General features: G+C 67.6%; 27 protein-coding genes. 18 read left to right on the plus strand and 9 right to left on the minus strand.

The genetic code is table 11. From position 1 onward, the window contains the following. The first annotated feature begins 26 nt into the window (after positions 1–26). Entirely contained in the window at positions 27–1,034 is a 1,008-nt protein-coding gene (locus O0K41_RS02430; RefSeq protein WP_164221458.1) for a LacI family DNA-binding transcriptional regulator, read from the plus strand. 146 nt (positions 1,035–1,180) lie between these two features. After that, positions 1,181–2,233 (plus strand): sensor domain-containing diguanylate cyclase, encoded by a 1,053-nt coding sequence (locus O0K41_RS02435; protein ID WP_164221456.1) that lies wholly within the window; start codon positions 1,181–1,183, stop codon positions 2,231–2,233. On the opposite strand, the gene O0K41_RS02440 is transcribed toward O0K41_RS02435, so the two are convergent. After that, on the minus strand, positions 2,221–3,117 hold the full coding sequence (locus O0K41_RS02440; protein WP_057502663.1) for a LysR family transcriptional regulator: 897 nt from the start codon (positions 3,115–3,117) through the stop codon (positions 2,221–2,223). The genes O0K41_RS02435 and O0K41_RS02440 overlap by 13 nt on opposite strands. Between O0K41_RS02440 and O0K41_RS02445 the strand changes: the two genes are divergently transcribed. From O0K41_RS02445 to O0K41_RS02485, 9 genes are all read left to right on the plus strand, one after another. Further along, positions 3,103–4,077: an isocitrate lyase/PEP mutase family protein gene (locus O0K41_RS02445; RefSeq protein ID WP_239522816.1), complete on the plus strand. Its 975-nt coding sequence runs from the start codon at positions 3,103–3,105 to the stop codon at positions 4,075–4,077. The two genes, O0K41_RS02440 and O0K41_RS02445, sit on opposite strands and share 15 nt — an antisense overlap. Positions 4,078–4,212: 135 nt before the next feature. Beyond that, positions 4,213–5,238, plus strand: coding sequence for an AI-2E family transporter (locus O0K41_RS02450; protein WP_019337057.1), 1,026 nt, complete (start codon positions 4,213–4,215; stop codon positions 5,236–5,238). 163 nt (positions 5,239–5,401) lie between these two features. Continuing rightward, positions 5,402–7,144, plus strand: a complete 1,743-nt coding sequence (locus O0K41_RS02455) for a GGDEF domain-containing protein (RefSeq protein ID WP_164221448.1) — start codon at positions 5,402–5,404, stop codon at positions 7,142–7,144. A 229-nt stretch (positions 7,145–7,373) separates the two neighbouring features. Then, positions 7,374–7,805, plus strand: a complete 432-nt coding sequence (locus tag O0K41_RS02460; protein ID WP_180849188.1) for a pyridoxamine 5'-phosphate oxidase family protein — start codon at positions 7,374–7,376, stop codon at positions 7,803–7,805. Between the two features lie 94 nt (positions 7,806–7,899). Next, entirely contained in the window at positions 7,900–8,484 is a 585-nt protein-coding gene (locus O0K41_RS02465) for a hypothetical protein (RefSeq protein WP_164221447.1), read from the plus strand. Positions 8,485–8,668: 184 nt separating this feature from the next. Next, positions 8,669–9,136, plus strand: a complete 468-nt coding sequence (locus O0K41_RS02470) for a DUF2975 domain-containing protein (RefSeq protein ID WP_010483460.1) — start codon at positions 8,669–8,671, stop codon at positions 9,134–9,136. Then, positions 9,136–9,360 (plus strand): helix-turn-helix transcriptional regulator, encoded by a 225-nt coding sequence (locus O0K41_RS02475; protein ID WP_010483459.1) that lies wholly within the window; start codon positions 9,136–9,138, stop codon positions 9,358–9,360. Before O0K41_RS02470 ends, O0K41_RS02475 begins: the two co-directional genes overlap by 1 nt. Before the next feature lie 43 nt (positions 9,361–9,403). Then, positions 9,404–10,945, plus strand: a complete 1,542-nt coding sequence (locus O0K41_RS02480; protein ID WP_164221445.1) for a TerC family protein — start codon at positions 9,404–9,406, stop codon at positions 10,943–10,945. A 121-nt stretch (positions 10,946–11,066) separates the two neighbouring features. Then, positions 11,067–12,203 (plus strand): metallophosphoesterase, encoded by a 1,137-nt coding sequence (locus O0K41_RS02485; RefSeq protein ID WP_164221443.1) that lies wholly within the window; start codon positions 11,067–11,069, stop codon positions 12,201–12,203. Positions 12,204–12,339: 136 nt separating this feature from the next. On the opposite strand, the gene O0K41_RS02490 is transcribed toward O0K41_RS02485, so the two are convergent. From O0K41_RS02490 to O0K41_RS02510, 5 genes are all read right to left on the minus strand, one after another. Then, on the minus strand, positions 12,340–12,978 hold the full coding sequence (locus tag O0K41_RS02490; protein ID WP_164221441.1) for a ferric reductase-like transmembrane domain-containing protein: 639 nt from the start codon (positions 12,976–12,978) through the stop codon (positions 12,340–12,342). Between the two features lie 83 nt (positions 12,979–13,061). Further along, entirely contained in the window at positions 13,062–13,796 is a 735-nt protein-coding gene (locus O0K41_RS02495; protein ID WP_164221440.1) for a putative DNA-binding domain-containing protein, read from the minus strand. Then, positions 13,789–14,634 (minus strand): DUF692 domain-containing protein, encoded by an 846-nt coding sequence (locus O0K41_RS02500; RefSeq protein WP_164221438.1) that lies wholly within the window; start codon positions 14,632–14,634, stop codon positions 13,789–13,791. Before O0K41_RS02500 ends, O0K41_RS02495 begins: the two co-directional genes overlap by 8 nt. Further along, a complete protein-coding gene (locus O0K41_RS02505; RefSeq protein ID WP_308304430.1) occupies positions 14,580–14,990 on the minus strand; it encodes an EF-hand domain-containing protein in 411 nt (136 codons plus the stop codon). The genes O0K41_RS02500 and O0K41_RS02505 overlap by 55 nt, the downstream gene beginning before the upstream one ends. Before the next feature lie 99 nt (positions 14,991–15,089). Next, a complete protein-coding gene (locus O0K41_RS02510; RefSeq protein ID WP_010483443.1) occupies positions 15,090–15,734 on the minus strand; it encodes a DoxX family protein in 645 nt (214 codons plus the stop codon). 294 nt (positions 15,735–16,028) lie between these two features. Between O0K41_RS02510 and O0K41_RS02515 the strand changes: the two genes are divergently transcribed. The 6 genes from O0K41_RS02515 to O0K41_RS02540 all read left to right on the plus strand — a co-directional run bounded on the left by O0K41_RS02515 (position 16,029) and on the right by O0K41_RS02540 (position 21,954). After that, on the plus strand, positions 16,029–16,823 hold the full coding sequence (locus tag O0K41_RS02515) for an alpha/beta hydrolase (protein ID WP_164221436.1): 795 nt from the start codon (positions 16,029–16,031) through the stop codon (positions 16,821–16,823). Between the two features lie 3 nt (positions 16,824–16,826). Continuing rightward, positions 16,827–17,372, plus strand: coding sequence for a redoxin domain-containing protein (locus tag O0K41_RS02520; protein ID WP_164221433.1), 546 nt, complete (start codon positions 16,827–16,829; stop codon positions 17,370–17,372). A 57-nt stretch (positions 17,373–17,429) separates the two neighbouring features. Then, positions 17,430–18,170, plus strand: a complete 741-nt coding sequence (locus O0K41_RS02525) for a response regulator (protein ID WP_049448695.1) — start codon at positions 17,430–17,432, stop codon at positions 18,168–18,170. Next, positions 18,167–19,480: a HAMP domain-containing sensor histidine kinase gene (locus tag O0K41_RS02530; protein WP_108270283.1), complete on the plus strand. Its 1,314-nt coding sequence runs from the start codon at positions 18,167–18,169 to the stop codon at positions 19,478–19,480. The genes O0K41_RS02525 and O0K41_RS02530 overlap by 4 nt, the downstream gene beginning before the upstream one ends. A 125-nt stretch (positions 19,481–19,605) precedes the next feature. Continuing rightward, positions 19,606–20,619, plus strand: a complete 1,014-nt coding sequence (locus tag O0K41_RS02535) for a hypothetical protein (protein WP_049448699.1) — start codon at positions 19,606–19,608, stop codon at positions 20,617–20,619. Between the two features lie 78 nt (positions 20,620–20,697). After that, positions 20,698–21,954 (plus strand): MFS transporter, encoded by a 1,257-nt coding sequence (locus O0K41_RS02540; RefSeq protein WP_164221431.1) that lies wholly within the window; start codon positions 20,698–20,700, stop codon positions 21,952–21,954. A 4-nt stretch (positions 21,955–21,958) separates the two neighbouring features. On the opposite strand, the gene O0K41_RS02545 is transcribed toward O0K41_RS02540, so the two are convergent. Next, positions 21,959–22,906: a nucleoside hydrolase gene (locus tag O0K41_RS02545; protein ID WP_099529764.1), complete on the minus strand. Its 948-nt coding sequence runs from the start codon at positions 22,904–22,906 to the stop codon at positions 21,959–21,961. Positions 22,907–23,057: 151 nt separating this feature from the next. Between O0K41_RS02545 and O0K41_RS02550 the strand changes: the two genes are divergently transcribed. After that, complete coding sequence (locus tag O0K41_RS02550) at positions 23,058–23,390, plus strand: hypothetical protein (protein WP_164221429.1); 333 nt, start codon at positions 23,058–23,060, stop codon at positions 23,388–23,390. A gap of 71 nt (positions 23,391–23,461) precedes the next feature. On the opposite strand, the gene O0K41_RS02555 is transcribed toward O0K41_RS02550, so the two are convergent. Together O0K41_RS02555 and O0K41_RS02560 are read right to left on the minus strand one after the other, a co-directional pair. Beyond that, positions 23,462–24,181 (minus strand): GntR family transcriptional regulator, encoded by a 720-nt coding sequence (locus O0K41_RS02555; RefSeq protein WP_005408509.1) that lies wholly within the window; start codon positions 24,179–24,181, stop codon positions 23,462–23,464. Positions 24,182–24,237: 56 nt separating this feature from the next. Continuing rightward, positions 24,238–25,605, minus strand: a complete 1,368-nt coding sequence (locus tag O0K41_RS02560; RefSeq protein ID WP_005408510.1) for an SLC13 family permease — start codon at positions 25,603–25,605, stop codon at positions 24,238–24,240. Positions 25,606–25,643: the final 38 nt, after the last annotated feature.

Below are 25,643 nucleotides of genomic sequence, written 5' to 3' on the forward strand. Positions count from 1 at the left end.
GCACAGCGGACAGGAGAACTAACGCCATGGCCACCATCTACGACATCGCAAAGCACGTCGGCGTCTCCGCAGGCACGGTGTCGCGGGCGCTTTCGCGGCCGGACAAGGTCCTGCCGGCCACCCGCGCGCGCATCGAGCAGGCTGCCGCCGCGCTGGGCTATGTACCCAACACGGTGGCCCGCACGCTCAAGACCCAGCGCAGCGGCAAGATCCTGGTCACCGTCCCGGACATCGCCAATCCGTTCTTCGCGCAGATCCTGCAGGGTGCGGAGGACGCCGCGCAGGCCGTTGGCTACGCGGTCCTGCTGGGGGACACCCAGCATCAACCGGATCGCGAGGAGCGCTATGCACAGATGCTCCGGCGCAATGAGGCTGACGGCATGATCGTGCTGGGGCATCGCCTGCCACCTACGGCGCGTGACATCGTCGAACAGCGGGGTGCCGCCGCGCCGGTGGTCAACGGCTGCGAGTTCGATCCTGCGCTGGGCATCCCCAGCGTCCACATCGACAACGCCGCGGCCGCACGCGCGGTGATGGAGCATCTGTATGGGCTGGGACACGAACGGATTGCGGTGGTCGGCGGGCCGCCTGACAATCCGCTGCACCAGCAACGGCTGGAAGGGGTGCGGGCGGCCGGCAAGGTGCGTGGCCGCCTGCGCCAGTTGAGCATCGTGCCGGGGGATTTTTCCGTGGAATCCGGCCATGCGGCTGCCATGGCGCTGCTGGACGGCACGTCTGCACCGACGGCCATCTTCTGCTTCAGCGACCAGATGGCGCTGGGCACCCTGGCGGCCTGTCGGGAGCTGGGCATCCGAGTGCCGGAGGATCTGTCCATCGTCGGCTTTGACGACCTGGCCTCCTCGCGCTACCTCACGCCGCCACTGACGACGATCAGACAGCCGATGCGGGAGATTGGTGAGCGCGCGGTCAACCTGCTGCTTGCCATCATCGAACACGTGGATGTGCCGCTGCAGCAGACGCTGGATTTCAGCCTGATGCTGCGGGGCTCGACGGCTGCACCCAGGGCCGGGTGAGGGCAGGACAGAGCGCGCTGCCTCACTGATTGTCGCCAGATGGCTTCTGCAACCTTGATCCCGAATTGACGCAGAGCTGTCAGACTCACCGCAGGCAGCCCGGCAAGGGCCTTGGTGGCAGCTGCGATCGCTCAAGGGGGTCGGCAATGCCGTTCTTGACGGACTCGACCGAGGTCTCGGTCGAAGGCATCGGCGCGGCACGGCGCATCGGCTGGATGCGTTTCGTGGGCAACGGGTTGGGGGCGATCCCCATTGCTTCGATCATGCTCGAACGCCAGGACGGTGCGCTGGCGTGGAGCCTGCTGCTGCTCAATGCGCTGGCCTGGCCGGCGCTCGCCCTCGTGCTGACCCATCGCTCACGGCAGCCCGCGGTGGTCCAGTTCCGCTGCATGGTGATCGATTCCTTCTTTGGCGGTGCCTGGATCGCCTTCATGGGGCTCAGCGTGGTGCCCAGTGCGTTGTTCGCCGCGCTGCTGGTCGCCGACAAGATCGCCGCCGGCGGGGTGAAGCTGGCGGTACGGGCCACACTGGCGCTGGCAGTTGGGTTCGCGCTCACCTGGTGGGTACTCGGGTTTCCCTATCAGCCGGTGTCATCGCAGCGCACGATCGTACTCAGTGTGCCGTTCCTGTTCGTCTACGGCATCGGCCTCAGCATCCTCAGCTGGCAGCTGGCGCGGCGGGTGAAATCGCAGAACCGCCAGTTGAAGCGGCTGAGCCGGATGGACCCGCTGGTGGAGCTGGCCAACCGCGGCTTCCTGATCGTCCGTGCGCAGCAGGCACTGGACAAGGCGCAGGGGCAGGGTGGTTTCGCCTGCCTGCTGATGCTTGATGTGGATGACTTCAAGCGCATCAATGACTCGCATGGTCATCGTGCCGGGGACGAAGTGCTGCGGCATATCGCTGCAACACTGCGCGCCTTCGCCCGGCCCGGCGATACCCCTGCGCGGCTGGGAGGCGACGAGTTCGTCGTGCTGCTGCAGGACTGTGCGCCCATCGATGCGATGCATGTGGCAGAGCGGGTTCGTCTGCACCTTCTGGAAGCAGCACGGCAGGCAACGCCGGGCATCGAGTTCAGCGTCAGCATCGGCATCGCGGCGACGCCGCGCGGCGGCAGCGTCGAGGACTGGCTGGCATTGGCCGACCGCGCGCTCTACCACGCCAAGCGCCAGGGCAAGAACAACGCCAGCTATGGCGAATGAGGTGTTGTCACGTCTCTGGCGCAGGCCAGCAGCTGGGCGGCCGTCGCGGGAGGATCGCAGCGCACTGCCAACTGCAGCGTGGTGGTCGGCATGCCCAGCTCCAGTGCAACAAAGGCCAAGCCGCTCCGGTGCATGCTCTGCATCGACGCCGGCACGATGGCGATACCCAGGCCGGCGGCGGCAAGGTTGATCGCTGAAGCCACCTGCGGCGCTTCCTGCTGGATGGCCGGAGTGAACCCCTGGCTGCGGCAGGCGGCGACTACGTCTGCACTCAGGCCCTGCCCCGATTTCCGAGAGAACAGGATGAAACGCTCATCGCGCAGCTCGGCCAGCGCGATGCTCGTCCGGCATGCCAGCGGGTGATCGGCTGGCAGCACTGCCACCAGTGGCTCGGCACTGAGTTGCTGTGTCACCCGCTCACCGGTGCCGGAAAATGGCGGGCGCACGATCACTGCGTCGAGCTCGCCATCATCCAGGCGCCGGACCAGGGATTCACTGCCATCTTCGACCAGCTGCACCTGCACTGCTGGATGCGCCCGCTGGAAGCTGCGCATCAGCGCGGTGACCGCTTCGTTATAGGTCGCCGATTCGGTCAACCCCAACGTCAACGTGCCGACCTCGCCGCGCGCGGCGCGCAACGCCTCTTCCTTGGCCTGGTCGACGCGCGCGAGGATGTCCTCCGCTGCTTTCCAGAACACCCGCCCGGCATCGCTGAGCACGATGCCGCGTCCCTGGCGATGGAACAACGGTGTTCCGATCTCTTCCTCCAGTGCGCGGATCTGCTGCCCCAGCGGCGGCTGGGCAATGTGCAGGGCCTCGGCGGCCCTGGTGAAGCTCTGCAGCTGGGCGGTCATGACGAAGTAGCGCAGGTGGCGCAGTTCCATTGGAACCTCAGACGTTCTGATGCTGTACGAACACGGTATTGGACGATCGCCGGTGGCGACCACATCATCGGTATCCCACGCCAAAAGTCCATCTGCAAGGGAGACCACATGAAGAAGACACGCCAGCTGCGCGACCTGCTCGGACACGGCCGCAGCGTGATCGCACCGGGGGTCTTCGACGGCCTGTCGGCCCGCCTGGTGGAGCTGGCCGGGTTCGAGGCGGTGTATGCCAGTGGCGGCGCCATCGCGCGTTCGGCCGGCGTGCCCGACATCGGGCTGCTCGGATTCACCGAAGTGCTGGCGCAGATCGAGAAGATCGTCGATGCCTGCGACCTGCCGGTGATCGCCGACGCCGACACCGGCTTCGGCGGCACCGCCAACGTGGAGCGTACGGTGCGCGCATTCGAGCGGGCAGGCGTCGCCGCGCTGCATATCGAGGACCAGACGTTCCCCAAACGCTGCGGGCACCTGGATGACAAGACGCTGGTCGACGCAGCCGAGATGTGCACGAAGATCCGGGTCGCCTGCCAGGCGCGGCACGATCCGGAGCTGATGATCATTGCGCGCACCGATGCCATCGCCTGCGAGGGCTTGGACGCGGCCATCGAACGGGCGCAGGCCTATGTGGACGCGGGTGCGGACATGATCTTCGTGGAGGCACCGGAAACCCTGGAACAGATCGAGGCGATCTGGCAACGGGTGCCCGGGCCGAAGCTGATCAACATGTTTCACAGTGGCAGGACGCCGCTGGTACCAGTGGAACGGCTGGCCGAACTCGACTACCGGTTGGTGATCATCCCTTCGGACCTGCAACGGGCCGCAATCCGGGCCATGCAGCGCACGCTGCAGGAGATCGCCGCGAGCGGGGACAGCGGGCGTATTGCCGGCGAGCTGGCCAGCTTCGGCGAACGCGAGGCGATCGTGCGCACGGCGCGCTATCTGGCGCTGGACCGGGTGTGATTCCGGCGTGATTCCGGAGGTGCCGATGAGCGGGTGAGGGGCGGCGCAATCCTCGTCTGATGCCCGTTCATCCTGCACCCGGAATCGTCGCCGCCAATCCTCTACCATGGGCCACCCCGCCCGGACGCGCCGCCCATGCAAGACGCCCTCGTTGCCCAGCCCAAGCCCCCCGTTCCGAGGATCGCGGCCTGGCTGATGATGCTTCTGGGCATGTGGCTGGCGTTGAAGCTGGGCCTGGTGGTAACCCTGCTGTCGGGGCTGCTGGTGTTCCAGCTGACCCACGTGCTGGCGTCGACCGTGGAAGGCAGGCTGCCGCCGGGAAGGGCGCGGGCAATCGCGGTGATCGTGCTGTCGGCGATCATCATCAGCGGACTGGTGCTGGCCGGCATTGGCGTGGCGTCGTTCTTCCGCAACGAGACCGGCGGGCCGGACGCGCTGCTGGCGCGGCTGATGGACATCCTCAATTCGTCGCGCCACCAGGTACCGGCGCTGCTGCAGCCGTATATCCCCGAAGACATGCCGGCGCTGCGTGCGGCGCTGAATGACTGGGCCGCCGAACACCAGCGCCAGCTGGGCGTGGCCGGCACGTCGGTGGTGCAGGTGGGCGTGCGCGTACTGATCGGCATGGTGCTGGGGGCGATGATCGCGCTGTACGACGAACTTCCGCTGCCGAAGATGGGGCCGCTGGCGCAGGAACTGATCGGGCGCACCAGCCGCCTGGCCACCGCGTTCCGCCAGGTGGTGTTCGCGCAGGTGAAGATCTCGCTGCTCAACACCGTGTTCACCGCCATCTTCCTGCTGGGCGTGCTGCCGCTGTTCGGCGTGCATCTGCCGCTGTCCAAGACGCTGGTACTGATCACCTTCATCGCCGGTCTGCTGCCAGTGGTGGGCAACATCATCTCCAACACGATCATCACCATCGTCGCGCTGTCAGTCTCGTTCTACGTGGCCGTGGCCGCGCTGCTGTACCTGATCGTGATCCACAAACTGGAATACTTCCTCAACGCGCGCATCGTCGGCGGTGAAATCCAGGCCCGCGCATGGGAGCTGCTGCTGGCCATGCTGGTGATGGAAGCGGCGTTCGGCCTGCCCGGGCTGGTGGCGGCGCCGGTGTTCTATGCCTACGTGAAGCGCGAACTGGTCGACCAGCGCTGGATCTGACCCGGCGTGACCTGTCGCATCTGACCGGCTGGACGGGGGGGCGCCGGCGTTGTCGGCGCGTTCGCGCGCGCTGCGCTATATCCCTCCCTGCGGATCGTACGGCGCTGGCTTGGCGCCGCCGGAGCCGCTCGCTACAGTGAGCCGCACTTCAGGGGAATTCTGCATGGCCGGCAAGGCATCGCCCATCAGGTTGCGGACCTGGGTCTGGATCCTGGCTGGGCTGTTCGTGGTGTGCACGCTGCCGTTGATGGCCATCGCCCTGGTCCAGGGCACGCTGCGCTACACCGGCGCCGAAGACAACCTGGCCAGTCTGCGCCAGCTGCGGCAGACCTTCGATCTCGCCAACCTGGCTTCGGCCGAGCGCGGCCCGGCCAACAGCCTGCTGGGGGCTGACCCGGCCGACGCCGCCGAACAGGCGCGGCTGGCCGCGCAGCTGGCGGCCGCGCGCAAGCGGGTCGACACCGCCATGCTGCAGCTGGAGACCGTGTTCAAGAACGACCCGGGCGTGCTGGATGAGCGTGGCCTGCTGGCCGACGCGCAACGTCGCCTGCAGTCGGCGCGGGCTGCGGTGGACCGGGTGGTGGCGCAACCGCACGATGCGCGCCGGGTGGAGGCGGTGGAGCGTGCGATCAGTGGCATGTTCGCCGTGGTTGATCGCCTGCACCTGCTGACCTCGGCACAGATCAACGTGCTGGTCAGCGCCGACCGTGAAGCGGCGATTCCGGCGATGCAGGGCCAGGTGCTGATCGATCTTCGCGAACATGGCGGCCGCCTGGCCTCGAACGTGATGGCCCCGGTGGCGGTACCGGGGGCATGGCGCGAGGAGCAGGTACGCGCTGCACTGCAGACCGAGGGCCGCCTGCTGGAGCTGTGGCGGTTGGCGGGCAGCCATGAGTCGGTGTTCCGCAGTGACCCGGAACTGTCATGGCACTGGGACATGGCACGACGGCAGTTCTTCGGCGAATCGCTGCCGATGATCGAGCAGTTGATCGAGGATGGCCGCCGTGGTGTACCACCGCCGTGGACCGCTGCCGAATTCACCACGCGCTACGTGCCTACCCTGCAGTCGCTGGAAGCCCTGCGTGATGGCTACCTGAGCGTGTCCATCGCCCGCTACGAACGCACCCGCAACCGCGAGGCCATGCGCCTGGCTGTGCTGGTGGCGACCGCGCTGGGCACGCTGGTGGTGCTGGGCGTGGCCCTGCGCATCGCCCACCTGCAGATCCTGCAGCCACTGCTGCAGGCGCAGAAGCAGGTGATCCAGCTCGCCACGGATGCACCTGGCCCGGAGCAGCATGTCACCCATCCGCTGGCCGAGATGCAGCGCCTGTTCGACGCCATCGAAGTACTGCGTGAGAAATCGCGCGAGCGCTCGGCACTGACCAGCGAGCTGCGCCAGCTCGCCGGCACCGACGAGCTGACCGGACTGTTGAACCGGCGCGCGCTGGATGAGGTGGTGCAGCAGAGGCACGCCGGAGGCGATGCAAGCGCCGTGGTGATCCTGCTGGATGTGGATCGCTTCAAGGCGATCAACGATGGCCATGGCCATGAAGCTGGCGACGAAGTGCTGGTGCAGGTGGCGCAGTTGCTGCAGCACCACCTGCGCCGCAGCGACAGCATCGCCCGCTATGGTGGTGAGGAGTTCCTGGTGCTGCTGGCCGACGGTGATCTGGCCGGTGGCCGCCAGCTGGCCGAGTCATTGCGATTGGCCCTGCAGCAGATGGACATCGCGCTGGCCGGTGGCACCGTGCTGCGGGTGACCGCCAGCTTCGGCGTGGCCGAGGGCGGCACCGACGCGCTCGGCTGGCGCACCCTGCTGCGTGCCGCCGATGCGGCCATGTACCGGGCCAAGGCGCAGGGGCGCGACCGGGTACGGGTCGCGGGGGGCGGTCGCATCACGCGCTGATGGCACGCGTCAGCCAATGCGTGCATGCACCCGTCGCAGCGTCTGCAGGATCGCCCGGCGCGCGATGGGGCGTGCAGCTGCTGCAAACGCAGGTGGGGTGGTGAGCAGCGCGTCACGCACGCGCCACGCGCCCTATCTCGCTTTCTGTGAAGAAGCCGACATTGACCTTCCACGCTTCGGTCACCACTCTGCGCAGACGCTGGGATTCCACTTGATGAAGGACGACACCATGACCCAGCTCACACTGCCCGAACTGGCCAAGAAGATGGCCGACATCGATTTCACCATGCTGCAGACCCGCGCCGGCGGAGAAATTGCCGGTCGTCCGATGAGCAACAACGGTGACGTGGACTACGACGGTGACAGCTGGTTCTTCACCACAGAAGACACCGACATGGTGCACGAGATTGAGGCTGACCCCGCCGTTGCGCTGGGTTTTTCCGGCAGCAGGTCACTGCTGGGCAAGCCGCCGTTGTTCGTGCACGTGCAGGGAAGGGCGGCGCTGGTGCGCGATCGCGCTGTGATGCGCGCGCACTGGGTGAAGGATCTTGAGCGCTGGTTCGAGCAGGGCGTGGATACACCGGGGCTGGTACTGATTCACGTGCGCGCCAGCCGCATCCACTATTGGGATGGCGAGGACCAGGGCGAAATGGCAGTCTGACCCGGCAGCGGGAGGCTGGTGGCCATCGCGGCCATTGCGCGGCGCGCCAGGCCTTTGCCATCCTCCCTGCTGTTTTCCGTAGCGTGGAATCCCGATGCGTCCTGCGTTCTTCTGGCTGGCTTTGGCCCTGCTGCCCACCCTGGCGGTGGCGCAACCCGCGCGTACGCCCAAGGCCAAGGCCCCGGCGCAGGATCCCTTCAGCGAGCTGTTCGACACCGCCTGCATGCAGCACATCGGTGCCCCGGCGCGGTTGCAGTCGCTGATGGAATCCAATGGGCTGTCGCCGCTGCAGCCCGCCGAAGCCGCCACGCTGTTGCAGGGGCAATCGGGCGTGGCGTGGATGGTGCCTCTGGCCAGTGGCCGCTATGCGGTGAGCTGGGCTGACGATGGCACGTGTACGGTCTACGCCGAAAAGGCCGACGCGGCGGTCGTGCAGAAGGGATTCGCCCGGTTGGTGCAGGCCGCACCCAAGCCGTTGCAGGTGCGATCGCTGCCAGGGCGTGGGCCACTATCGGCCGATCAGGTGGCCATCCAGTACGGCTGGGCCACGCCGGGGCAGGGCAAGCTGCGGGTGCGCTTCCGCCTGGTCACGCGGCAGGCGGCCGATGCAGGCGTGCAGGCGATGGCCTCGGCGGCCCCGGGCGAAGCGATGCTGGAGCAGGGCGCGCCTGGGCCCTGACGGGGGCCACGCGCGCGATTCAGCCTTTCACGCAGCGTGTGGTATATCGTTTATCGATAAATCCACTCCGGGGCGGCGAGGCCACCCCAATGCCGGAGGCCGCTTGACCGTTCGTCCCGCCCGCGCCAGTCCCGCGCGAGGCCTGTTCACCCTGGCCCAGGCCGCCGTACAGGCCGTCCGGGCGATGTGCTGGCTGGGCATCCTGGCCGCACTGCTGGCCGTGCCGCTGGTCGCCCATGACCGCCGCTGGCTACTCGACAGCGTCCATGATGCCGGTGCTGTTGCCGCGCACGGCAACGACCTGTTCCTGCACTTCTGCCTCGGCCTGGGCGCGATCGTCGCGCTGCTGGTGCTGTGCCTGCTGTTCCTGCGCCATCTGCTGCGGCTGCTGAAGTCGGCGGCGCGCGAGCGGCCGTTCACCCACGCCAACGCGCAGCGCCTGCAACGCATGGCGTGGTTGATGCTGGCGATGGAGCTGCTGTCGATCCTGATCGGCGCTTACGCGGCCTGGATGGGGCCCGACTTCACCTGGATGGAGGTGGGCGGCGGCATGTCGATCACCGGCCTGGTGGCGGTGCTGATGCTGTTCGTGCTGGCGCGCGTGTTCGCCGTGGGTGCAGCGATGCGCGATGACCTCGATGGTGTCATCTGATGGCGATTGTCATCACCCTGGACCGCATGCTGCAGGAACGGGGCATGACCCTGTCCGAGCTGGCCGGGCGCATCGACATCACCCTGGCCAACCTGTCGATCCTGAAAACCGGCAAGGCGCGTGCCATCCGCTTTTCCACCCTGGATGCGATCTGCCGTGAGCTGCAGTGCACGCCCGGTGATCTGCTCGGGCATGACCCGACGCAGGCGCAGGACGCTGACTGAGTGCTTTCCCTTTTTCCCTACCTACTGACGAAACGGACCTGAAATGGAATGGTTGGCTGACCCCTCGATATGGATGGGCCTTGCAACCCTGGTCGTGCTGGAGATCGTTCTCGGCATCGACAACCTGGTGTTCATCGCGATCCTTGCCGACAAGCTTCCGCCGCACCAGCGTGACCGCGCGCGGGTGATCGGCCTGGCGCTGGCCCTGCTGATGCGGCTGGTGCTGCTGGCCGCGCTGGCCTGGATCATGAAGCTGACCGAGCCGCTGGTGACGCTGTTCGACCACAGTTTCTCCGGACGCGACCTGATCCTGCTGGGTGGCGGCCTGTTCCTGCTGTTCAAGGGCACCATGGAACTGCATGAGCGGCTGGAAGGCCGCCAGCACGAGGACAATGGCAAGAAGGTCTACGCCAGCTTCGCGATGGTCGTGGCACAGATCGTGGTACTCGACGCGGTGTTCTCGCTGGACTCGGTGATCACTGCGGTCGGCATGGTCGACAACCTGGGCGTGATGTACGCCGCGGTGACCATCGCGATGGCATTGATGCTGGTGGCCAGCAAGCCGCTGACCCGCTTCGTCAACAAGCATCCCACGGTGGTGGTGCTGTGCCTGGGCTTCCTGCTGATGATCGGTTTCAGCCTGGTGGCCGAGGGTCTGGGCTACAAGATCCCGAAGGGCTACCTGTACGCGGCCATCGCTTTCTCGATCCTGGTCGAGGCATTCAACCAGTGGGTACGTTTCAACCGCGAGCGCAACGAGCGCCGCCAGCCGTTCCGCCAACGTACTGCGGATGCGGTGCTGCGCATGCTGGGCGCGCGCCCGACCAATGGCCACGACGACGAAAGTGCTGACGAACACGTCGATGCCGAAGAGCGCCTGCAGCCGGCCGAGCACGAGATGATCCGCAGCGTGCTGGGGCTGGCGGATCGCCCGGTGTCGAGCGTGATGACTGTGCGCGCCGACGTGCAGTGGATCGACCTGGCGCGTGGACAGGACGACGTGGTGGCACGCCTGGTGGCATCGCCGCACACCCGCCTGCTGGTCGGCGACGGCGACCTGGACAGCCTGCGAGGCGTGGTGCAGAGCCGCGACCTGCTGGCCGACCTGCTGCAGGGCAAGCCGCTGCAGCTGGAAGGCAACCTGCGTGAGCCGCAGTACGTGCTGTCCAGCGCCAGTGCGCTGCAGGCGCTGGAACTGATCCGCCAGCACCCGGTGCCGCTGGCGGTGGCGGTGGACGAGTACGGCAGCGTGGAAGGCCTGGTGACCGCCAACGACCTGTTGGCGGCCATTGCCGGTGACCTGGTCGACACCCAGGACGAGCGCTATGGCGTGGTCATGCAGGGGGAAGGCCAGTGGGAGGCCGACGGTGCGCTGACCCTGGACGATCTGCAGCGCCTGGCGGGCGTATCGCTGCCGCGCAGTGCCGACTACATGACCATCTCCGGCCTGGTGCTGGAGCGCCTGGGACGCCTGCCGGACATCGGTGACGCAGTGGAGATCGCGGATGTACGCATCACCGTACTGGCGATGGAGAAGCGTCGCATTGCCCGCCTGCGCGTGCAGCGCCTCGACGGAATGGCCTGACCCACCTGTTGATGTAGAGCCGAGCCCATGCTCGGCTGCATGTTGAGAAGCCGAGCATGGGCTCGGCTCTACACAACACGGCCCGCAACCGTCACCATGGCGGGCCCGCTTTCCTTCCCGGATGGTTGCAGTGCTGAGTACGATCGGTTTGTTGATGGGCCTGTATGTGGCCTGGCGCCTGTTCTGGCCGCTGCGCATGCCCATCTGGATGAAAGTCGTGCTGTCACTGCTGTTGGTGGGCGTTGCCGTGCAGCTGCGCATCGTCGCCATGTTCTGGGGCACGATGGCCTCGCCCGAGATTCCGAAACTGGCCATCGCCACGCTGGCCACCGGCTCCACGGCGGTGTTGCTGCTGGCGTTGCTGATGCTGGCGCTGGACGTGAGCCTGCTTGTTTCCCGCCTGCTGCGCTGGCCACGCGCGGTAGCCGCATTGCGCACGCGGAGTCTGCGACCGGCGGCCGGCTTGCTGGCCCTGTTGGTCAGTGGTTATGGCATCAGCCAGGGCATGGCGGTGCCCCAGCCCCGGCAGATCGACGTGGCGATCAAGGATCTGCCGGCCGCGTTCGACGGCTATCGCGTGCTGCAGCTGACCGACATCCACGCCAGCCGCCTGCTGACCGGTGACTGGGTGCGCAGGGTGGTGGACCAGAGCAACGCACTGACGCCGGACCTGATCGTGATCACCGGCGACCTGATCGACGGCAGTGTCGAGGCCCGCCGTGACGACGCGCGTCCACTCGTGGACCTGCGGGCGCCGGACGGCGTCGTCGCCATCACCGGCAACCACGAGTATTACGCGCAGTACCAGGCGTGGATGCAGGCGTTTCGCGCGCTGCACATGCAGGTGCTGGAGAACAGCCACATGCAGGTGCGGCGTGGCGATGCGGCGCTGACCATCGCCGGTGTCACCGACCCGGTGGCGGCACGCTACGGCCTGCCGCTGCCGGATATGGACGCTGCATTGGCTGGCGCCGATCCCTCCGCGCCGGTGATCCTGCTCGATCATCGCCCACGCAATGCGCGTGAGGCCGCTGCGCGCGGTGTGAAGCTGCAATTGTCCGGGCATACCCACGGCGGTCAGATCATCGGCATGGACCAGCTGGTGAAGCGGGCCAACGGTGGCTATGTCTCCGGGCGTTACGAGGTGGACGGGATGACACTGTACGTGAGCAATGGCGCTGGCCTGTGGGCCGGATTCCCCGCGCGCATCGGCGTGCCGTCGGAGATCACCCTGATCACCCTGCGCCGCGCCCCGTGACCTGAAGTGGGGTCAGATCCATTTCCGCAGGGAATTCGCTGCCTTTCGTGCCGGGATCCCTCTGTAGAGCCGAGCCCATGCTCGGCTGAACCAGAGGCAGCCGAGCATGGGCTCGGCTCTACAGGTAACCGCCTCCTCAAGAACTCCGCAGCGGCGGCCGCGCATGCGCATTGCGCCGCAGCGACTGCGCCCGCTTGGCGATCGCACGCACCACGACGGCGGTGAAGAGCAACGCGGAGGGCACCGCGTACCAGAAGTTGCCGGGCACGCGCTTGAAGTACGAATAGGTGAACACTGCGGCGATGATCCACATGCCGGTCACGTGCAGGCGACGCCACGCAGTGGGACCCATGCGGCGGGCGATGCCACGATGCGAGGTGATGGCCAGGGCGAGGATGGCTACATAGCCGATCGTGCCCGGCAGGTTGGCCAGCGCTGAGCGCGCCGGCCAGAACGCGGGGTTGAGGATGCCGAAGGCGGTGATCGCCACCGCATGCAGCAGGTGCGAGAACGCGAACGACAGGCCGACGATGCGACGCTCGCGCAGCAGGAAGCGGGTGAACGGGCCGGGCAGCAGGCTGGCGAACGAGGATGCGGTGAAGGCGACCAGGAACAGCAGGAACGATGTGCGTGCCGTCACCCGGATCGCCGCGCGGCTGCCCTCGACCACGTCGGGCTGCAGGGTGAACGCCGCCAGTGCGAAGGCGATCAGGACCACGGCGATGGCCACGAACAGGCGCCAGCCGTGCAGGGAGGACGTATTGGAAACAGCCATGATCAAACCTCGAATCAGGAAATGGGTGGCACCGGCCTCTGGCCGGCCAAGGAATGGGGAGTGCCGGCCGCTGGCCGGCGCCTTCAACAGTCGTTCGGCACAACCAGCACGCCGGCCGCGCACAGCTCGCCCAGCAGCGGAATGCAGGCTGTGCGTAGTTCGTCGGCGGCCACGCCATGCAGATCGGCCAGTACCTGCAGCGCGTCTTCCGCACGGGCGCCGTCATCGCCGAACGCCGACAGCAGCGCATATGCCAGCGGTGAAAGTTCCTGCACCTGCAGGCTGAAGTCACCCAGGCGTCGCAGCAGCAGCAACGTCGGCATCGCGGTAGGCGCACCGTTCTGGCCGGCGTCCTCATGCACAGGCCACTGGTAGCCCAGCACCCGCACCAGTGGAGACAGCGCCAGCACGCTGTCTGCCTGTGGCGCATGCAACGGCTGCTGGCCGGTGTGCCGCGCTTCAATGTGCAGTGCCTGCTGCGTGCTTTCGTAATGCGCCAGTTCCGCCACCCAGCCCGGCAGCGCGAGGTCTGCCTGCACGCCCAGCCACGCGGCGAATTCGCCGGCGATCTGCGGGAACAGTGGGGTATGGCAGGCATGCCGCGCGTAGTAGTGCTCCACGGTGTCGCGCCAGCAGGCATCACCCAGTTGCGCCTGCAGGCGCGGCAGGCTGCTTGCCAGCAGGCTGTCCAGGCTGTCGATGCAGAGGCGGCGGTAGACCGCCATCCGCCGTGCATCGATGCCCTCAGGCGCGGGCATCGATGGGTCGCGTACATGGTCGGCCCAGCGCTGCTGCAGGGTGGCCAGCGGCTCAGCCATGGGCCACCTCGGGCAGCAGCACATCGGCCTGCGCGTGGCGGATCTGCTCCACCTCGGCCAGCAGCTCGGCCAAAGGCGGGAAGTTGAAATCGCGCTCCAGCAGGGTGGGGCGCACGCCGACACGCGCATAGGCCTCACCCAGCAGCGCCCAGACCACGCCCTTCACCGGCGCGCCGTGGGTGTCGATCTTGAAGCCATCGTCTTCGTCGAAGTGGCCGGCCACGTGCAGCGAGGCGACGCGATGCGCCGGCACGCGTGCCAGGAAATCGAAGGCGTCGTAGCCGTTGTTGCAGGCGTTGACGAAGACATTGTTGACGTCCAGCAGCAGGTTGCAGTCGGCCTCGGCCAGCACTGCAGTGATGAAGTCGATCTCGCTCATGTCCGCGCCTGGCACGGCGTAGTAGGAGATGTTCTCCACGGCGATGCGCCGGCCCAGTGTGTCCTGCACCTGGCGGATGCGACCGGCAACGTGATGCACGGCCTCGGTGGTGAACGGCAGCGGCAGCAGGTCATAGACATGGCCGCCGGCGGCGCAGTAGCTCAGGTGTTCGCTGTACAGCTGCACCTGGTGCAGGTCGAGGAACGCGCGGGTCTGCGTCAGCAGGGTGCGGTCCAGCGGGTCCGGCCCTCCCAGCGACAGCGACAGGCCGTGGCAGGTCAGGCGATGGCGCTCACTCAGCTGGCGCAGCGCGGCGCCGTGGGCACCGCCAACTCCGATCCAGTTGTCCGGCGACACTTCGAGGAAGTCGATGGCATCGGCCGGCATCGCCAGCAGTTCATCGATCAGGCCACGGCGCAGGCCGAGACCGGCACTGGCGGAAGGCAGGGGCAAGCGCATGCGACGGTACTCCAGGGCAGTGGCGCCGCCACGGCGTTGAACTCGGCACGCGAGACCCGGCCGTCGTGGTCACGGTCGGTGCGGGCAAACGAAGCGTCGCCGCACTTGCCTTCGCCACACTGGCCTTCGGCCACCTTGGCCTTGGCGGCAGGCTTGCCAGTGGCGGCCTTGTTGGCGCCGCACTTGCCTTCACCGCACTTGCCTTCGGCGGCGGCGCTCATGGCCACGGCACCGATGGCCAGTGGCTGGATCGCGGGCGCCTGGCCGGCCAGCAGCAGGCCACCGGCCAGGGCGATGCCGATGGCGCCGATGCGCGGCAGACGGGAAGCAGCGGTGTTCTTGGTCGAGACGGACATGGTGATGACTCCTTGGATGGGCACGCAGGGCGTGCGGGATGGACGCCGCTTGAAGGCGACGGAAACGAAGGGAAGAAGCGCGGGAAGGGGTGAAGCGGATCAGGCGTTGCGGCGACGGCGCAGTCGGTAACCCAGCAGCAGGGCGCCGCCGAGTAGTGCGCCACCGAAACCGATACCGGGCAGCAGCGCGGCGACCGGCAGCAGCAGGGCGATCAGGCTCACGCCCCAGCCGAGGCCGTCGTTGCCCGCCGCGGCGCGCTGCGGGCCGGCCAGCAGGCGGTCCAGGCTGAGTGCACCGCCGCCGTTGAGGATCAGCGGCAGCAGCATGGCCAGGAACAGCAGCGGCAGCTTGAAGTTGCCGTAGCCCTGGTCGGTGATTGCGTAGCCCTGCCACAGCTCACCCAGGCTGTTCCATTGGTCCGGCCAGTGCACGGCAGCGATGGCGACAAGGGTCAGCACCCAGAAGATGTAGGCCACCGAGCGCGTGGCCAGGCCCAGCAGCAGCATCACCGCGCCCACCAGTTCCAGCCAGGTGGCCAGCTGCCAGTTGAGTGACGCAGGCAGGGTGGAGAACGGGAACGGGAAACGCCCTTCCAGGTCGGCGAACCAGTTCTGTCCGCCCAGCTTCTCGCGGCCCGATTCAAAGAACTCCCAGGCCAGCAGGGCGCGCAGCGCCAATGGCGAGAGCCAGCGGCCGACGGCGTCCAGGCGGGGTGTATACACGGAAGAAGCGGAGCTGATCATGGGAGTGTCCTGCGGGCCAGTGGTCGATGGAAGCCATTCCGAGCCACGCAGGTATCGGCAACGTGTGCTGTTGCCCGCGGTTTTGTCAGCGACTGTGGCGGTGTCAGGGGGTTCGTACATTCAGATACAAAGATGCCGCGTCGGGCGTTCGCCGGGCCATGCCCAGCGGCCGAATGTATCCAACTGTAGAAATCCGCCGCCGCCCTACAGTCCGGTACAACTCTGCCTCGCAGCGAAACAGCGCCGATACACCCCCAAGCGGAAATGGCCACTCCCAACACCGGAGTGCCACCCATGATCCGCACCACCCTGCTCGCCGCTGCCCTCGCCCTTGCCGGCGTCGCGGCGCCGGCATTCGCCGCCGAGGCCGATGCCGGCGCCGCGCCCACCGTCATCCTGGTCCACGGTGCCTTCGCCGATGGCTCCAGCTGGAACAAGGTCATCACCACCCTGCATGACTGGAAACTGCCTGCGGTGGCCGTGCAGAACCCGCTCACCTCGCTGGCCGACGATGTGGCCGCCACCCGTCGCGCGATTGCCGCCGCACCGGGCAAGGTCGTGCTGGTCGGCCACAGCTGGGGCGGCACGGTCATCACCGAAGCGGGCAACGATCCCAAGGTGCAGGCGCTGGTGTACGTGGCCGCATTCGCACCGGATGCCGGGCAGTCATCGGCACAGCAGGGCGAGGGCTATCCGGTCGGCCCGGGCCTGACGCGCCTGCAGGAGAAGGACGGCTACCTGACCCTGCCAGCCGACGCCATCGCCCAGGACTTCGCACCGGATGTGATGAAGAAGACCGCTGCACTGTTGTACAGCACGCAGGTGCCCTTGAAGGCCAGCGCGCTGGGTGAGTCCGTCACTGTGGCCGCGTGGCGCAGCAAGCCGAGCTGGTACGTGCTCAGCCGTGACGACCGCATGTTGTCGCCGCAACTGCAGGCGGCCACCGCAAAGCGCATTGGCGCGCAGCTGCAATCGATCGGCAGCAGCCATGTGTCGCTGCTCTCGCACCCGGCTCAGGTGGCTGACAGCATTCTGGAAGCCGCAGGCGTGAAGCCGGCCGAACTGCCGCTGGCCGAGCAGGGAGGCTGAACGATGGGCGCGCTGCGTGTGCATGTACTGCCGTTGCTGCTGGGCCTGCTGGGTGGGGCGGCGCTGCTGATGGCCTGGCCCAGCCCGGAGGCCGGTGCGCATCCGGCGCAGGCCGCTCCTGCTGCCGGGTTCGATGGTGGCGGGCCCTGGCACAACAGCCCACCGCTCACACTGAAGCAGTTGCGGGGGCAGGTGGTGCTGGTCGAGTTCTGGACCTACACCTGCCGCAACTGCCTCAACGTTGCGCCGCATGTCCACCAGTGGCATGCACGCTACGCGTCGCGGGGCCTGAGGGTGATCGGCGTGCATACGCCGGAGTTCGCCTATGAAGGGCTGCCCGGCAACGTGCGCAAGGCCATCGCACGGTTGGACATCACCTGGCCGGTGGTGCAGGACAACCAGTACCGGATCTGGAACGCCTGGCGCAACCGCTTCTGGCCCGCGCTGTACCTGCTCGACCGTCAGGGGCGGGTGGTCTACCGCCATTACGGCGAGGGCGACTACGCACGTACCGAAAGCGAGATCCAGCGCCTGCTGGCCAGTCCCTGAGCCGCGCTACCATGGCCGCGCAGCGCGGCCCTGACCTCCGTCTTCATCGAGAACGCAATGAACCACGTACCGCATATCCTGGTCGTCGACGATGACAGCGAGATCCGCCAGATGCTGGCCGATTACCTGCAGCGCAACGGCCTGCGCGTGAGCCAGGCCGACGGTGGCCGGGCCATGCGCGCGCTGATGGATACCCATGCCGTGGATCTGGTGGTGCTGGACGTGATGATGCCGGGCGAGGACGGCCTGAGCCTGTGCCGCAACCTGCGCGCCGGCAAGCATCGTGCGGTGCCGGTGGTGCTGCTGACCGCCCGCGACGACGAGACCGACCGCATCATCGGCCTGGAAATGGGCGCTGATGACTATGTGACCAAGCCCTTCTCTTCGCGCGAACTGCTGGCACGCATCAATGCGGTGATCCGCCGCACGCAGATGCTGCCGCCAAATCTGCAGGTGAGCGAAGCAGGTCGCCAGCTGGCCTTCGGCGAGTGGCGCCTGGACACCACCGCACGCCATCTGCTGGATGCGCAGGACACCGCGCATCCGCTCAGTGGCGCCGAGTTCCGCCTGTTGCGCGTGTTCCTCGATCACGCCAATCGGGTGCTCAGCCGTGACCAGCTGCTCAGCCTCACCCAGGGCCGCGATGCCGAACTGTTCGACCGCTCGATCGATCTGCTGGTCAGCCGCGTGCGGCAGCGCCTGGGTGACGACGCACGCGAGCCGACCTACATCAAGACCGTGCGCAGCGAAGGCTATGTGTTCAGCCTGCCGGTGCAGTTGCTGGGGCCGGACGAATGAACACCACCGCACACCGCCCACGCTGGCCGCGCACGCTGTCGGCGCGGCTGCTGCTGGTGCTGCTGGGCGGACTGACCCTGGCCCACGCACTGTCCTTCGGCCTGCTGTTCTTCGAACGCTACCAGTCCACCCGCAGCATGATGCTGCGCAACCTGGACGAAGACGTGGCCGTGAGTGTCGCGCTGCTGGAACACCTGCCCGCAGGCCAGCGCGCGGCCTGGGTGCCGCGGCTGGAGCGGCGCACCTACCGTTACCTGCTGCGCCCGGCTGCGGCTGGGCCGGGACTGCAGACCGATCGTGCACGCCAGGTCACCGCGATCATCGACGACAGCCTGCAGCGCCGCTATCCGTTGCAGGCGCGCCAGGTGGCTCGCCTGCCGGAGCGGTTCGAGGTGGAACTGCGCCTGCACGACGGCACCCCCTTGACCATCGAAGTCACCCCGTCGGGCCTGCCGCTGGCGCGCTGGCTGCCCGCCGTGTTGCTGGTGCAGCTCGCGCTGCTGCTGGTGTGCGCGTGGCTGGCGGTGCGCCTGGCCATGCGCCCGCTGCAGCAGCTGTCGCATGCGGTGGAGCATCTGCAGCCGGGCAAGGACGGGCCCGAACTGCCTGAAGATGGCCCGGCGGAAGTGGGCGGCGCGGCGGCCGCGCTCAACGCACTGCAGGCACGCATTCGTGGCCATGTCAGTGAGCGCCTGCAGATCCTGGCCGCGATCTCGCATGACCTGCAGACCCCCATCACGCGCATGAAGCTTCGGGTGGAGACCCTGCCTGAAGACAGCACCCAGCAGCGGTTGCTGGACGACCTCGACCATCTGGGTCAACTGGTGCGTGAGGGCGTGGCCTATGCGCGCAGCAGCCACGTCGCCAGTGGCGCACCGGTGTCGATGGACCTGGGCGCGTTCCTGGCCAGTGTGGTGGGCGATTACGAGGACATGGGCAAGCCGGTCAGCGGTGTTGCGCCCGCTGGACTGGTCGTGCAGACCTGGCCGCAGCCGCTGCGCCGGGTGGTCGGCAATCTGGTCGACAACGCGTTGCGTTACGCGGGTGCCGCCGAGGTCGAGGCGGGCCGTGATGACGCCGGCAGAGTGTGGATCAGCATTTCCGACCGTGGCCCTGGCATTCCCGAGGACCAGCTGCAGGCAGTGCTGGCGCCGTTCCATCGGCTGGAAAGCTCGCGCAACCGCGATACCGGCGGCACTGGCCTGGGCCTGGCCATCGCGGTGCAGCTGGCACAGTCGCTGGGCGGCTCGCTGACGTTGCACAACCGCGAGGGCGGCGGCCTGCGGGCGGAACTGCAGCTGCCGGTGTAACGGGCGGGGTCGGATCCCTTTGCGGGAGCGAAGGGCGCTGACCCCGATGTGGGATCTGCGACGTTCCTGCACGGCTTCGGGATCGGCGATCATCTGCCGGGAGTGTCGAAACCAGGAAACACGCAATGCAGGGAACGCAGCATTCAATCCGGCGCCCGCGCCACGTCGCGCTGCTGGTCGGTCTACTCGCGCTGGCGGCCTGCCAGCGCGCACCAGACGTACCGGCCGACGCGCCCGCAGCGGCCGCACCACTTGCCGCCCCGGCCACCGCAACAGACCTCTCTCCGCTGCTCGATGCCCTGCCGACCTGCGCGCTGGAAGGCTGGTACATCGATCTGCAGACCGACCGCCCGGCCGACCCCTGGCTGGCCACGAATGCACCGAAGCCCTGCAAGGAAGATGAGGAGAACGAGATCGCCACGTTCTGCGTGCAGGGGCAGTGGAAGGGACTGCCGGTGGAGGAGGTGATCCTGCCGACGATGACCTTCGTCTCGTTCCGTGGCGCGAAGATCGGCCTGCCGCTGGAGAAGGCACGTCCCATCGTCCGCCAGCGTTTCGGCCAGGAATTCCCGGGTGGTGTGGCTTACGAGGAGGGCCGCGAGCCGAAGCTGCTGGCCGACCCGGAGGATGCGCAGCGTTCGTGGCTGCTGTGCAGCACGCCGGAACCGGGAGACAATCTGGGCAGCCAGGCAGGCGTCAGCTACTCGGGCATGAACCTGCCCTACGACCACGACGGTTGCAGCTACCGCTACAGCCCGGTCGACTTCTGCGATGCGCCGCACCGGGCCGCCATCGAAGATGCCCTCCAGCATCAGAAACCCAATTTCAACGAGCACTACCTGCTGGTGCAGGTCGATGATCGACCCGAGTACTTCCAGCGCACGCTGGTGTTGGTCGATACCCGCACGGGCAGGGCGACGCCACTGCCGTTCGATGCCTTCACCGGGCCGGCGGGGAAGGGCGGTGATGCTACCGGCTACGGGACACTGGAAACGGGCGTGGACCAGCCGCAGTTCTGCCTCGATGGCGCGTTGCTGGTCTACCGCGTGTTCGAGGAGGGGCGCTTCTGCTTCGGCTTTGACGGCGAGCGTTTCACCGGCCATGAAACCCAGTACATGCAGGCAGCGGACAGCCGATGACCGGTATTTCACCCCGTCCATGCCACGCTGCGCGGAACCTGCGCAACCGGGATCGAGGCTGTTGAAGGCGAATACGCAATGACCGCGGCGCGGCAGCGCTCGATGTGGGTGGCGGGCCTGTCCACGGTAGTGGAGTGGTACGACTTCACCCTGTACCTGTATTTCGCCACTGTGCTGTCGCGGGTGTTCTTCGGCGGCGGCGAACAGGCGCTGCTGGTCACGCTGGCCGGCTTCGCGGTGTCCTACCTGATGCGCCCGCTGGGCGCGCTGTGCTTCGGCCACCTTGGCGACCGCCTGGGCCGGCGCTGGATGCTGCTGGCTTCGATGGCGTTGATGGCGGCGGCAATGCTGGCCACTGCGCTGCTGCCAACGGCCACCGCAGGCACCACGGCGGGCGTACTGCTGCTGGTACTGCGCTGCGTGATGGCGTTTTCGGTGGGCGGCGAGTACACCGGCGTGGTGGCGTACCTGCTGGAAAGCGCACCGGCGCGGCGACGCGGCCTGGTGACCTCGCTGGCTTCGGCCGCCAGCGAGGTGGGTGCGCTGCTGGCGGTGGCGATCTCTGCGGTTACCGTGGCGCTGCTCGCGCCCGCGCAGCTGGACAGCTGGGGCTGGCGTATTCCGTTCTTCGTTGGCGCGGCGCTGGCACTGGTGATCCTGGTCGCACGCTCGGGCATGCACGAGTCGCCGGAGTTCGAGCGTCAGCGCCGTGAGGGCAGCATTCCGGCCACGCCGCTTCGCCATGTCCTGCGCAACCATCCGCTGGCGGTGGCGCGCACGTTCGCGATCTCGGCGCTGGGCTCGATTACTTACTACGTCGGCATCACCTATGTGCCCGCATTCCTGCATGCGCGGGGCCACGATGAGGGCGATGCGCTGTGGCTGTCGACGATTGCGGCAGTGGCGGTGATCGCGATCACGCCCCTGTGCGGCGCATTGTCCGACCGTGTCGGACGACGGCCGGTGCTGTTGGGCCTGACCGTGCTGGCAGCGCTGCTGCCGCTGTCCTTGTTCGCGTGGATGGCGCAGGCGACGCCGCTGGGCATCGCGCTGGCCGCGGTGTTGCTGGCCTGCGTGGCCGGTGGCGTGAGCGCGGTGGCGGCCCCGGCCACGGCCGAGCAGTTCCCCGGCGAAGGGCGGGTGAGTGGGCTGGCACTGGGCGTGACCATGGCCACGGCCTTCTTCGGCGGGGCAACGCCATGGCTGGCGCAATGGTGGGTGGAACGCAGCGGCTGGGCGGCGGCGCCGGGCGCGATGATCGCGCTGGTGGCGGTGCTGGTGCTGCCGGTGCTGTGGACCCTGCCCGAGACGGTCCCGGGCAGGGCCAAGCGCTAGCGGGTCAGACCTTCAGGGTCTGCTCGATGTCGGCCAGCACGGCGGCCGCATCCACGCCGATGGCAATCGACTGCACCACGTGGCCGTCCCACACGCTGGGGCCGAACGCCAGGCCTTCCGGCTTGGGAATGGTCATGCCGCGGGCGACGCCGTCGGTGGCCACGCGCACGCTGGCGCGCTCGAACCGGAACAGCTCCGGACGGGTCAGCGCGATGCAGGCGCAGCAGTCGTGCACGACCATGCCCTTGTGGCCGGCCTGCAGGTAGAAGTCCACGTAATCCTGCGACAGCGCACGCACCAGTTCGGCATCGGCACCACCGATCGCAGCCAGCTTGTCCAGGCCGTCACGGTCCATTTCCACGCGGGTGGTCACGTCCAGGCCGATGGCGGTGACCGGCCAGCTGGCGGTGAACACCACGTCGGCCGCTTCGGCGTCGCCCCAGATGTTGGCCTCGGCGGCCGGGGTGATGTTGCCGTTGACGTGGAAGGCGCCGCCCATGATCACCACGCCGCGCACCAGGCCGGCGATGTCCGGCGCCTGCTGCAGGGCCAGGGCCAGGTTGGTCATGCGGCCGACCGCGACCAGGGTCACCTCGCCCGGATGGGCGCGGACCAGGTCGATGATCAGCTGGTGGGCCGGGCGCGCATCGGCCGCCACGTCCAGGCTGGCCGGCACCGGGTGGTTGCCCAGGCCGTTGTGGCCATGGATGTGCACCGGCCAGGCTTCCGGGGTGGCTTCCGGCTGCAGCGGGCCGCCGGCACCGCGTGCGACCGGGGCGGCAAAGCCCCAGGCCTGCTTCAGGTACAGCGCATTGTGCGTGGTCGACTCCACCGAGGCATTGCCGAAGGTGGTGGTGACGCCGATCAGGTCGATCTGGGCGTGCTTGTGCAGGTACAGCAGGGCCAGGGCGTCGTCGACGCCCGGGTCGGTATCGAAAATGACTTTCAGCATGTTGTTGTTCTTCTTCTTCCGTGTGGTGCGGGGGGCGCCGGCGGCCCGGAAGCAGGCCGGCGCGCCCTACATTGTCCCATCTTCATGACAGGCAGGGCCATTGCCGGGGAGGCAGGCCATAATGCCCCCAGTCCAGGCACGGAACCGCCGAATGCTGATCGTTGCCCTTCTGCTGGTCCTGCTGGTGCTGGGCCTGAACGTGGTGGCTACCGTGGTGATCGTCAGGCGCGATGGCCTCTCGGCAGGCGGCCGGACGGTGCAGTTGCTGCTGGTCTGGCTGCTGCCGCTGGTCGGCGCCATCCTGTGCATGGCGGTGGCCACGGCCGATGGCTCGGGCAGCCGGGGGGATGGCGGCGGAAGCCATGACACCTCCGTTGGCTATTCCCGTGACAACCACAGCCATCACAGCTACAGCAGCTCTGACTGCGGAAGCGGCGACAGCGGTGGGGGTGGTGACGGCGGCAGCTGCGGTGGCGGCGATTGATGAGACGTTCCAGGGTGCCGGCCAAGGTCACGTCCTGGTAGTGCCGGCCGCTGGCCGGCAACCTCATCCGCTCAACCGCCGCCTTCGGTCGGCAAGGGCGCCGGCACGTTCAACAGCCCGCCTGCTGCCACATAGGCGGCCAGAGCCTGGCCCTGGCTCAGCAGATGGCGCTCCATGGTGCGTTCGGCAGCCTGCGCGTCGCGGCGTCGGAAGCACTCCATCAGCTCGCGATGTTCGGCCAGCGACTGCGCGGTGCGCCCCGGTGTCAGCAGCTGGCGGCCGCGATGCATCTTCAGGATGCGATGCAGATCGTGGGTGATGCGGATCAGCCACGGGTTGCCGGCGTAGTGCTGCACGGTTTCGTGGATCAGGTAGTTGTTGCGGTAGTACTCGGCGATGTTGCCCTCGGCTGCCGCGGTTTCCATCGCGGCATGCAGGTCTTCCAGCTGCTGCACGCCGGCATCGTCGATGTGCCTGACCGCCTCGTGCGCGCAGCGGCCTTCCAGCATGGCCATCACCGGGAACAACTGGTTGAGGTCTTCCAGCGTCAGTCGGGTGACCCTGCTGCCACGACCCGCGTCAATCTGCACCAGACCTTCGGCGGCCAGCAGCTTCAGCGCTTCGCGCAGCGGTGTGCGGCTGATGCCCAGTTCTTCGCACAGCGCGGGCTCGTCGATCCACTCACCCGGCGGCAGGCGGTAATCGTAGATGCGTTCGCGCACGTGTTCGGCAACCTCTTCATACAGAGGCGCGCGCTTCTTCGGTGACCGCGGGGCAGGGGCAATAGCCATGCGCAGAGTGTAACGCCAGGTCGTGCCGACCAGTGGCCGGCACGACCGTCCGGCGGTTACATCCAGCCCGGCACCACGAACACCAGCCAGGCCAGCAGCGGCCCCAGGGCCACCACCAGTCCGCTGTAGACCAGGAAGCGGCGGAACAGGGTCTCGCGTTCCTCTTTGGCTGCCGAGGCCACCACCAGTGCGCCATTGGTGGAGAACGGGCTGACATCGACGATGGTGGACGACACCGCCAGCGCGCAGATCACGCCGGCGGCGCTGAGGTGACCCTGCATCAGGAACGGTACCGCCAGCGGAATCGTGGCGCCCAGCACCGCAGCCGACGAGGCGAATGCGGAGACAATGCCGCCGACGTAGCAGACCAGCAGCGCGCCGAGCAGCGGAATGCCGATGTCGGACACGCCATTGCCGATGAAGTCCACCGCGCCGGCATGTTCCAGCACGCCGATGTAGGTCACCACACCGCAGATCAGCAGCACGGTGGACCAGCTGATGCCATCGACCGCGCCCTTCTGGCTTTGTGGCGACAGCAGTGCCAGCGCGACAGCCACGGTGATCGAGACCAGGCCGACGTTGAGGTTGTAGATCAGCGCGGCCACGCCCAAGCCGAGCAGGCCGATCAGGGTGAACAGGCGCTCGCGGGTCAGGCTCACCGCATCCAGTGCTGCCGGATCATTGCTGAGCGTGCCGCCGCCGGCTGCGACCAGCGCGCCATGGCCTTCGATGGCGAACTGGCGCGACGAGGCCTGCGGGCCACCGGCCATCGCCAGCTCGGCATTGCCGAGCGTTCCGGCCGCGGTGATCGAGCCACGCCGCAGCAGGGCGATGCCGCCGAACGCGAAGAAGCAGATCGTCGCCATCATGAAGTTGAAGCCCAGGCTGGTCAGGAACACCGCCATCTCGGTCACTTCCAGCCCGGCTTTCTGCACCACGCCGTTGGTGATGCTGCCGTACACGCTGATCGGAGAGAAGCCACCGGCCTGCGCGCCATGGATGACCAGCAGGCCCATCATCAGTGGATTGATGTTGTACTGCTTGGCAAAGCGCAGCGCGACCGGACCGATGATCGCGACCGCCGCCGGGCCCAGCGCGCCGAAGGCGGTCAGCACCGCGGTGATCACGAACATCACCCACGGAATGGCCACGATATGGCCGCGCACGGCTTTTACTGCCCAGTGCACCAGCAGGTCGATGGTGCCGTTCTTCTGCGCGATGGCGAACAGGTAGGTGATGCCGACCAGGGTCAGGAACAGATCGCCGGGAAAGCCGGCCAGGACCTCCTTGCCGCCCATGTCGACCCACAGCCCGCCGATGATGAAGGCCAGCGCGAAGGCGACGGCACCCATGTTGATCGGCATCGCCGTGGCGACGATGAACATGATCACCAGACCGATGATCGTTGCGATTTGTGGACTCATGCGCCCTCCCAGACACGTGACTCACGTACAGCGCGGAT

Source organism: Stenotrophomonas sp. Sm2128, from assembly GCF_030985535.1.
In the GTDB taxonomy this organism is placed as follows: Bacteria; Pseudomonadota; Gammaproteobacteria; order Xanthomonadales; family Xanthomonadaceae; genus Stenotrophomonas; species Stenotrophomonas maltophilia.

Coding starts and splice junctions, on each gene's coding strand:
- O0K41_RS02430 (WP_164221458.1), top strand. CDS start 27: ATGGCCACCATCTACGACATCGCAAAGCACGTCGGCGTCTCCGCAGGC.
- O0K41_RS02435 (WP_164221456.1), top strand. CDS start 1,181: ATGCCGTTCTTGACGGACTCGACCGAGGTCTCGGTCGAAGGCATCGGC.
- O0K41_RS02440 (WP_057502663.1), bottom strand. CDS start 3,117: ATGGAACTGCGCCACCTGCGCTACTTCGTCATGACCGCCCAGCTGCAG.
- O0K41_RS02450 (WP_019337057.1), top strand. CDS start 4,213: ATGCAAGACGCCCTCGTTGCCCAGCCCAAGCCCCCCGTTCCGAGGATC.
- O0K41_RS02455 (WP_164221448.1), top strand. CDS start 5,402: ATGGCCGGCAAGGCATCGCCCATCAGGTTGCGGACCTGGGTCTGGATC.
- O0K41_RS02460 (WP_180849188.1), top strand. CDS start 7,374: ATGACCCAGCTCACACTGCCCGAACTGGCCAAGAAGATGGCCGACATC.
- O0K41_RS02465 (WP_164221447.1), top strand. CDS start 7,900: ATGCGTCCTGCGTTCTTCTGGCTGGCTTTGGCCCTGCTGCCCACCCTG.
- O0K41_RS02470 (WP_010483460.1), top strand. CDS start 8,669: ATGTGCTGGCTGGGCATCCTGGCCGCACTGCTGGCCGTGCCGCTGGTC.
- O0K41_RS02475 (WP_010483459.1), top strand. CDS start 9,136: ATGGCGATTGTCATCACCCTGGACCGCATGCTGCAGGAACGGGGCATG.
- O0K41_RS02480 (WP_164221445.1), top strand. CDS start 9,404: ATGGAATGGTTGGCTGACCCCTCGATATGGATGGGCCTTGCAACCCTG.
- O0K41_RS02485 (WP_164221443.1), top strand. CDS start 11,067: ATGGTTGCAGTGCTGAGTACGATCGGTTTGTTGATGGGCCTGTATGTG.
- O0K41_RS02490 (WP_164221441.1), bottom strand. CDS start 12,978: ATGGCTGTTTCCAATACGTCCTCCCTGCACGGCTGGCGCCTGTTCGTG.
- O0K41_RS02495 (WP_164221440.1), bottom strand. CDS start 13,796: ATGGCTGAGCCGCTGGCCACCCTGCAGCAGCGCTGGGCCGACCATGTA.
- O0K41_RS02500 (WP_164221438.1), bottom strand. CDS start 14,634: ATGCGCTTGCCCCTGCCTTCCGCCAGTGCCGGTCTCGGCCTGCGCCGT.
- O0K41_RS02505 (WP_308304430.1), bottom strand. CDS start 14,990: ATGTCCGTCTCGACCAAGAACACCGCTGCTTCCCGTCTGCCGCGCATC.
- O0K41_RS02510 (WP_010483443.1), bottom strand. CDS start 15,734: ATGATCAGCTCCGCTTCTTCCGTGTATACACCCCGCCTGGACGCCGTC.
- O0K41_RS02515 (WP_164221436.1), top strand. CDS start 16,029: ATGATCCGCACCACCCTGCTCGCCGCTGCCCTCGCCCTTGCCGGCGTC.
- O0K41_RS02520 (WP_164221433.1), top strand. CDS start 16,827: ATGGGCGCGCTGCGTGTGCATGTACTGCCGTTGCTGCTGGGCCTGCTG.
- O0K41_RS02525 (WP_049448695.1), top strand. CDS start 17,430: ATGAACCACGTACCGCATATCCTGGTCGTCGACGATGACAGCGAGATC.
- O0K41_RS02530 (WP_108270283.1), top strand. CDS start 18,167: ATGAACACCACCGCACACCGCCCACGCTGGCCGCGCACGCTGTCGGCG.
- O0K41_RS02535 (WP_049448699.1), top strand. CDS start 19,606: ATGCAGGGAACGCAGCATTCAATCCGGCGCCCGCGCCACGTCGCGCTG.
- O0K41_RS02540 (WP_164221431.1), top strand. CDS start 20,698: ATGACCGCGGCGCGGCAGCGCTCGATGTGGGTGGCGGGCCTGTCCACG.
- O0K41_RS02545 (WP_099529764.1), bottom strand. CDS start 22,906: ATGCTGAAAGTCATTTTCGATACCGACCCGGGCGTCGACGACGCCCTG.
- O0K41_RS02550 (WP_164221429.1), top strand. CDS start 23,058: ATGCTGATCGTTGCCCTTCTGCTGGTCCTGCTGGTGCTGGGCCTGAAC.
- O0K41_RS02555 (WP_005408509.1), bottom strand. CDS start 24,181: ATGGCTATTGCCCCTGCCCCGCGGTCACCGAAGAAGCGCGCGCCTCTG.
- O0K41_RS02560 (WP_005408510.1), bottom strand. CDS start 25,605: ATGAGTCCACAAATCGCAACGATCATCGGTCTGGTGATCATGTTCATC.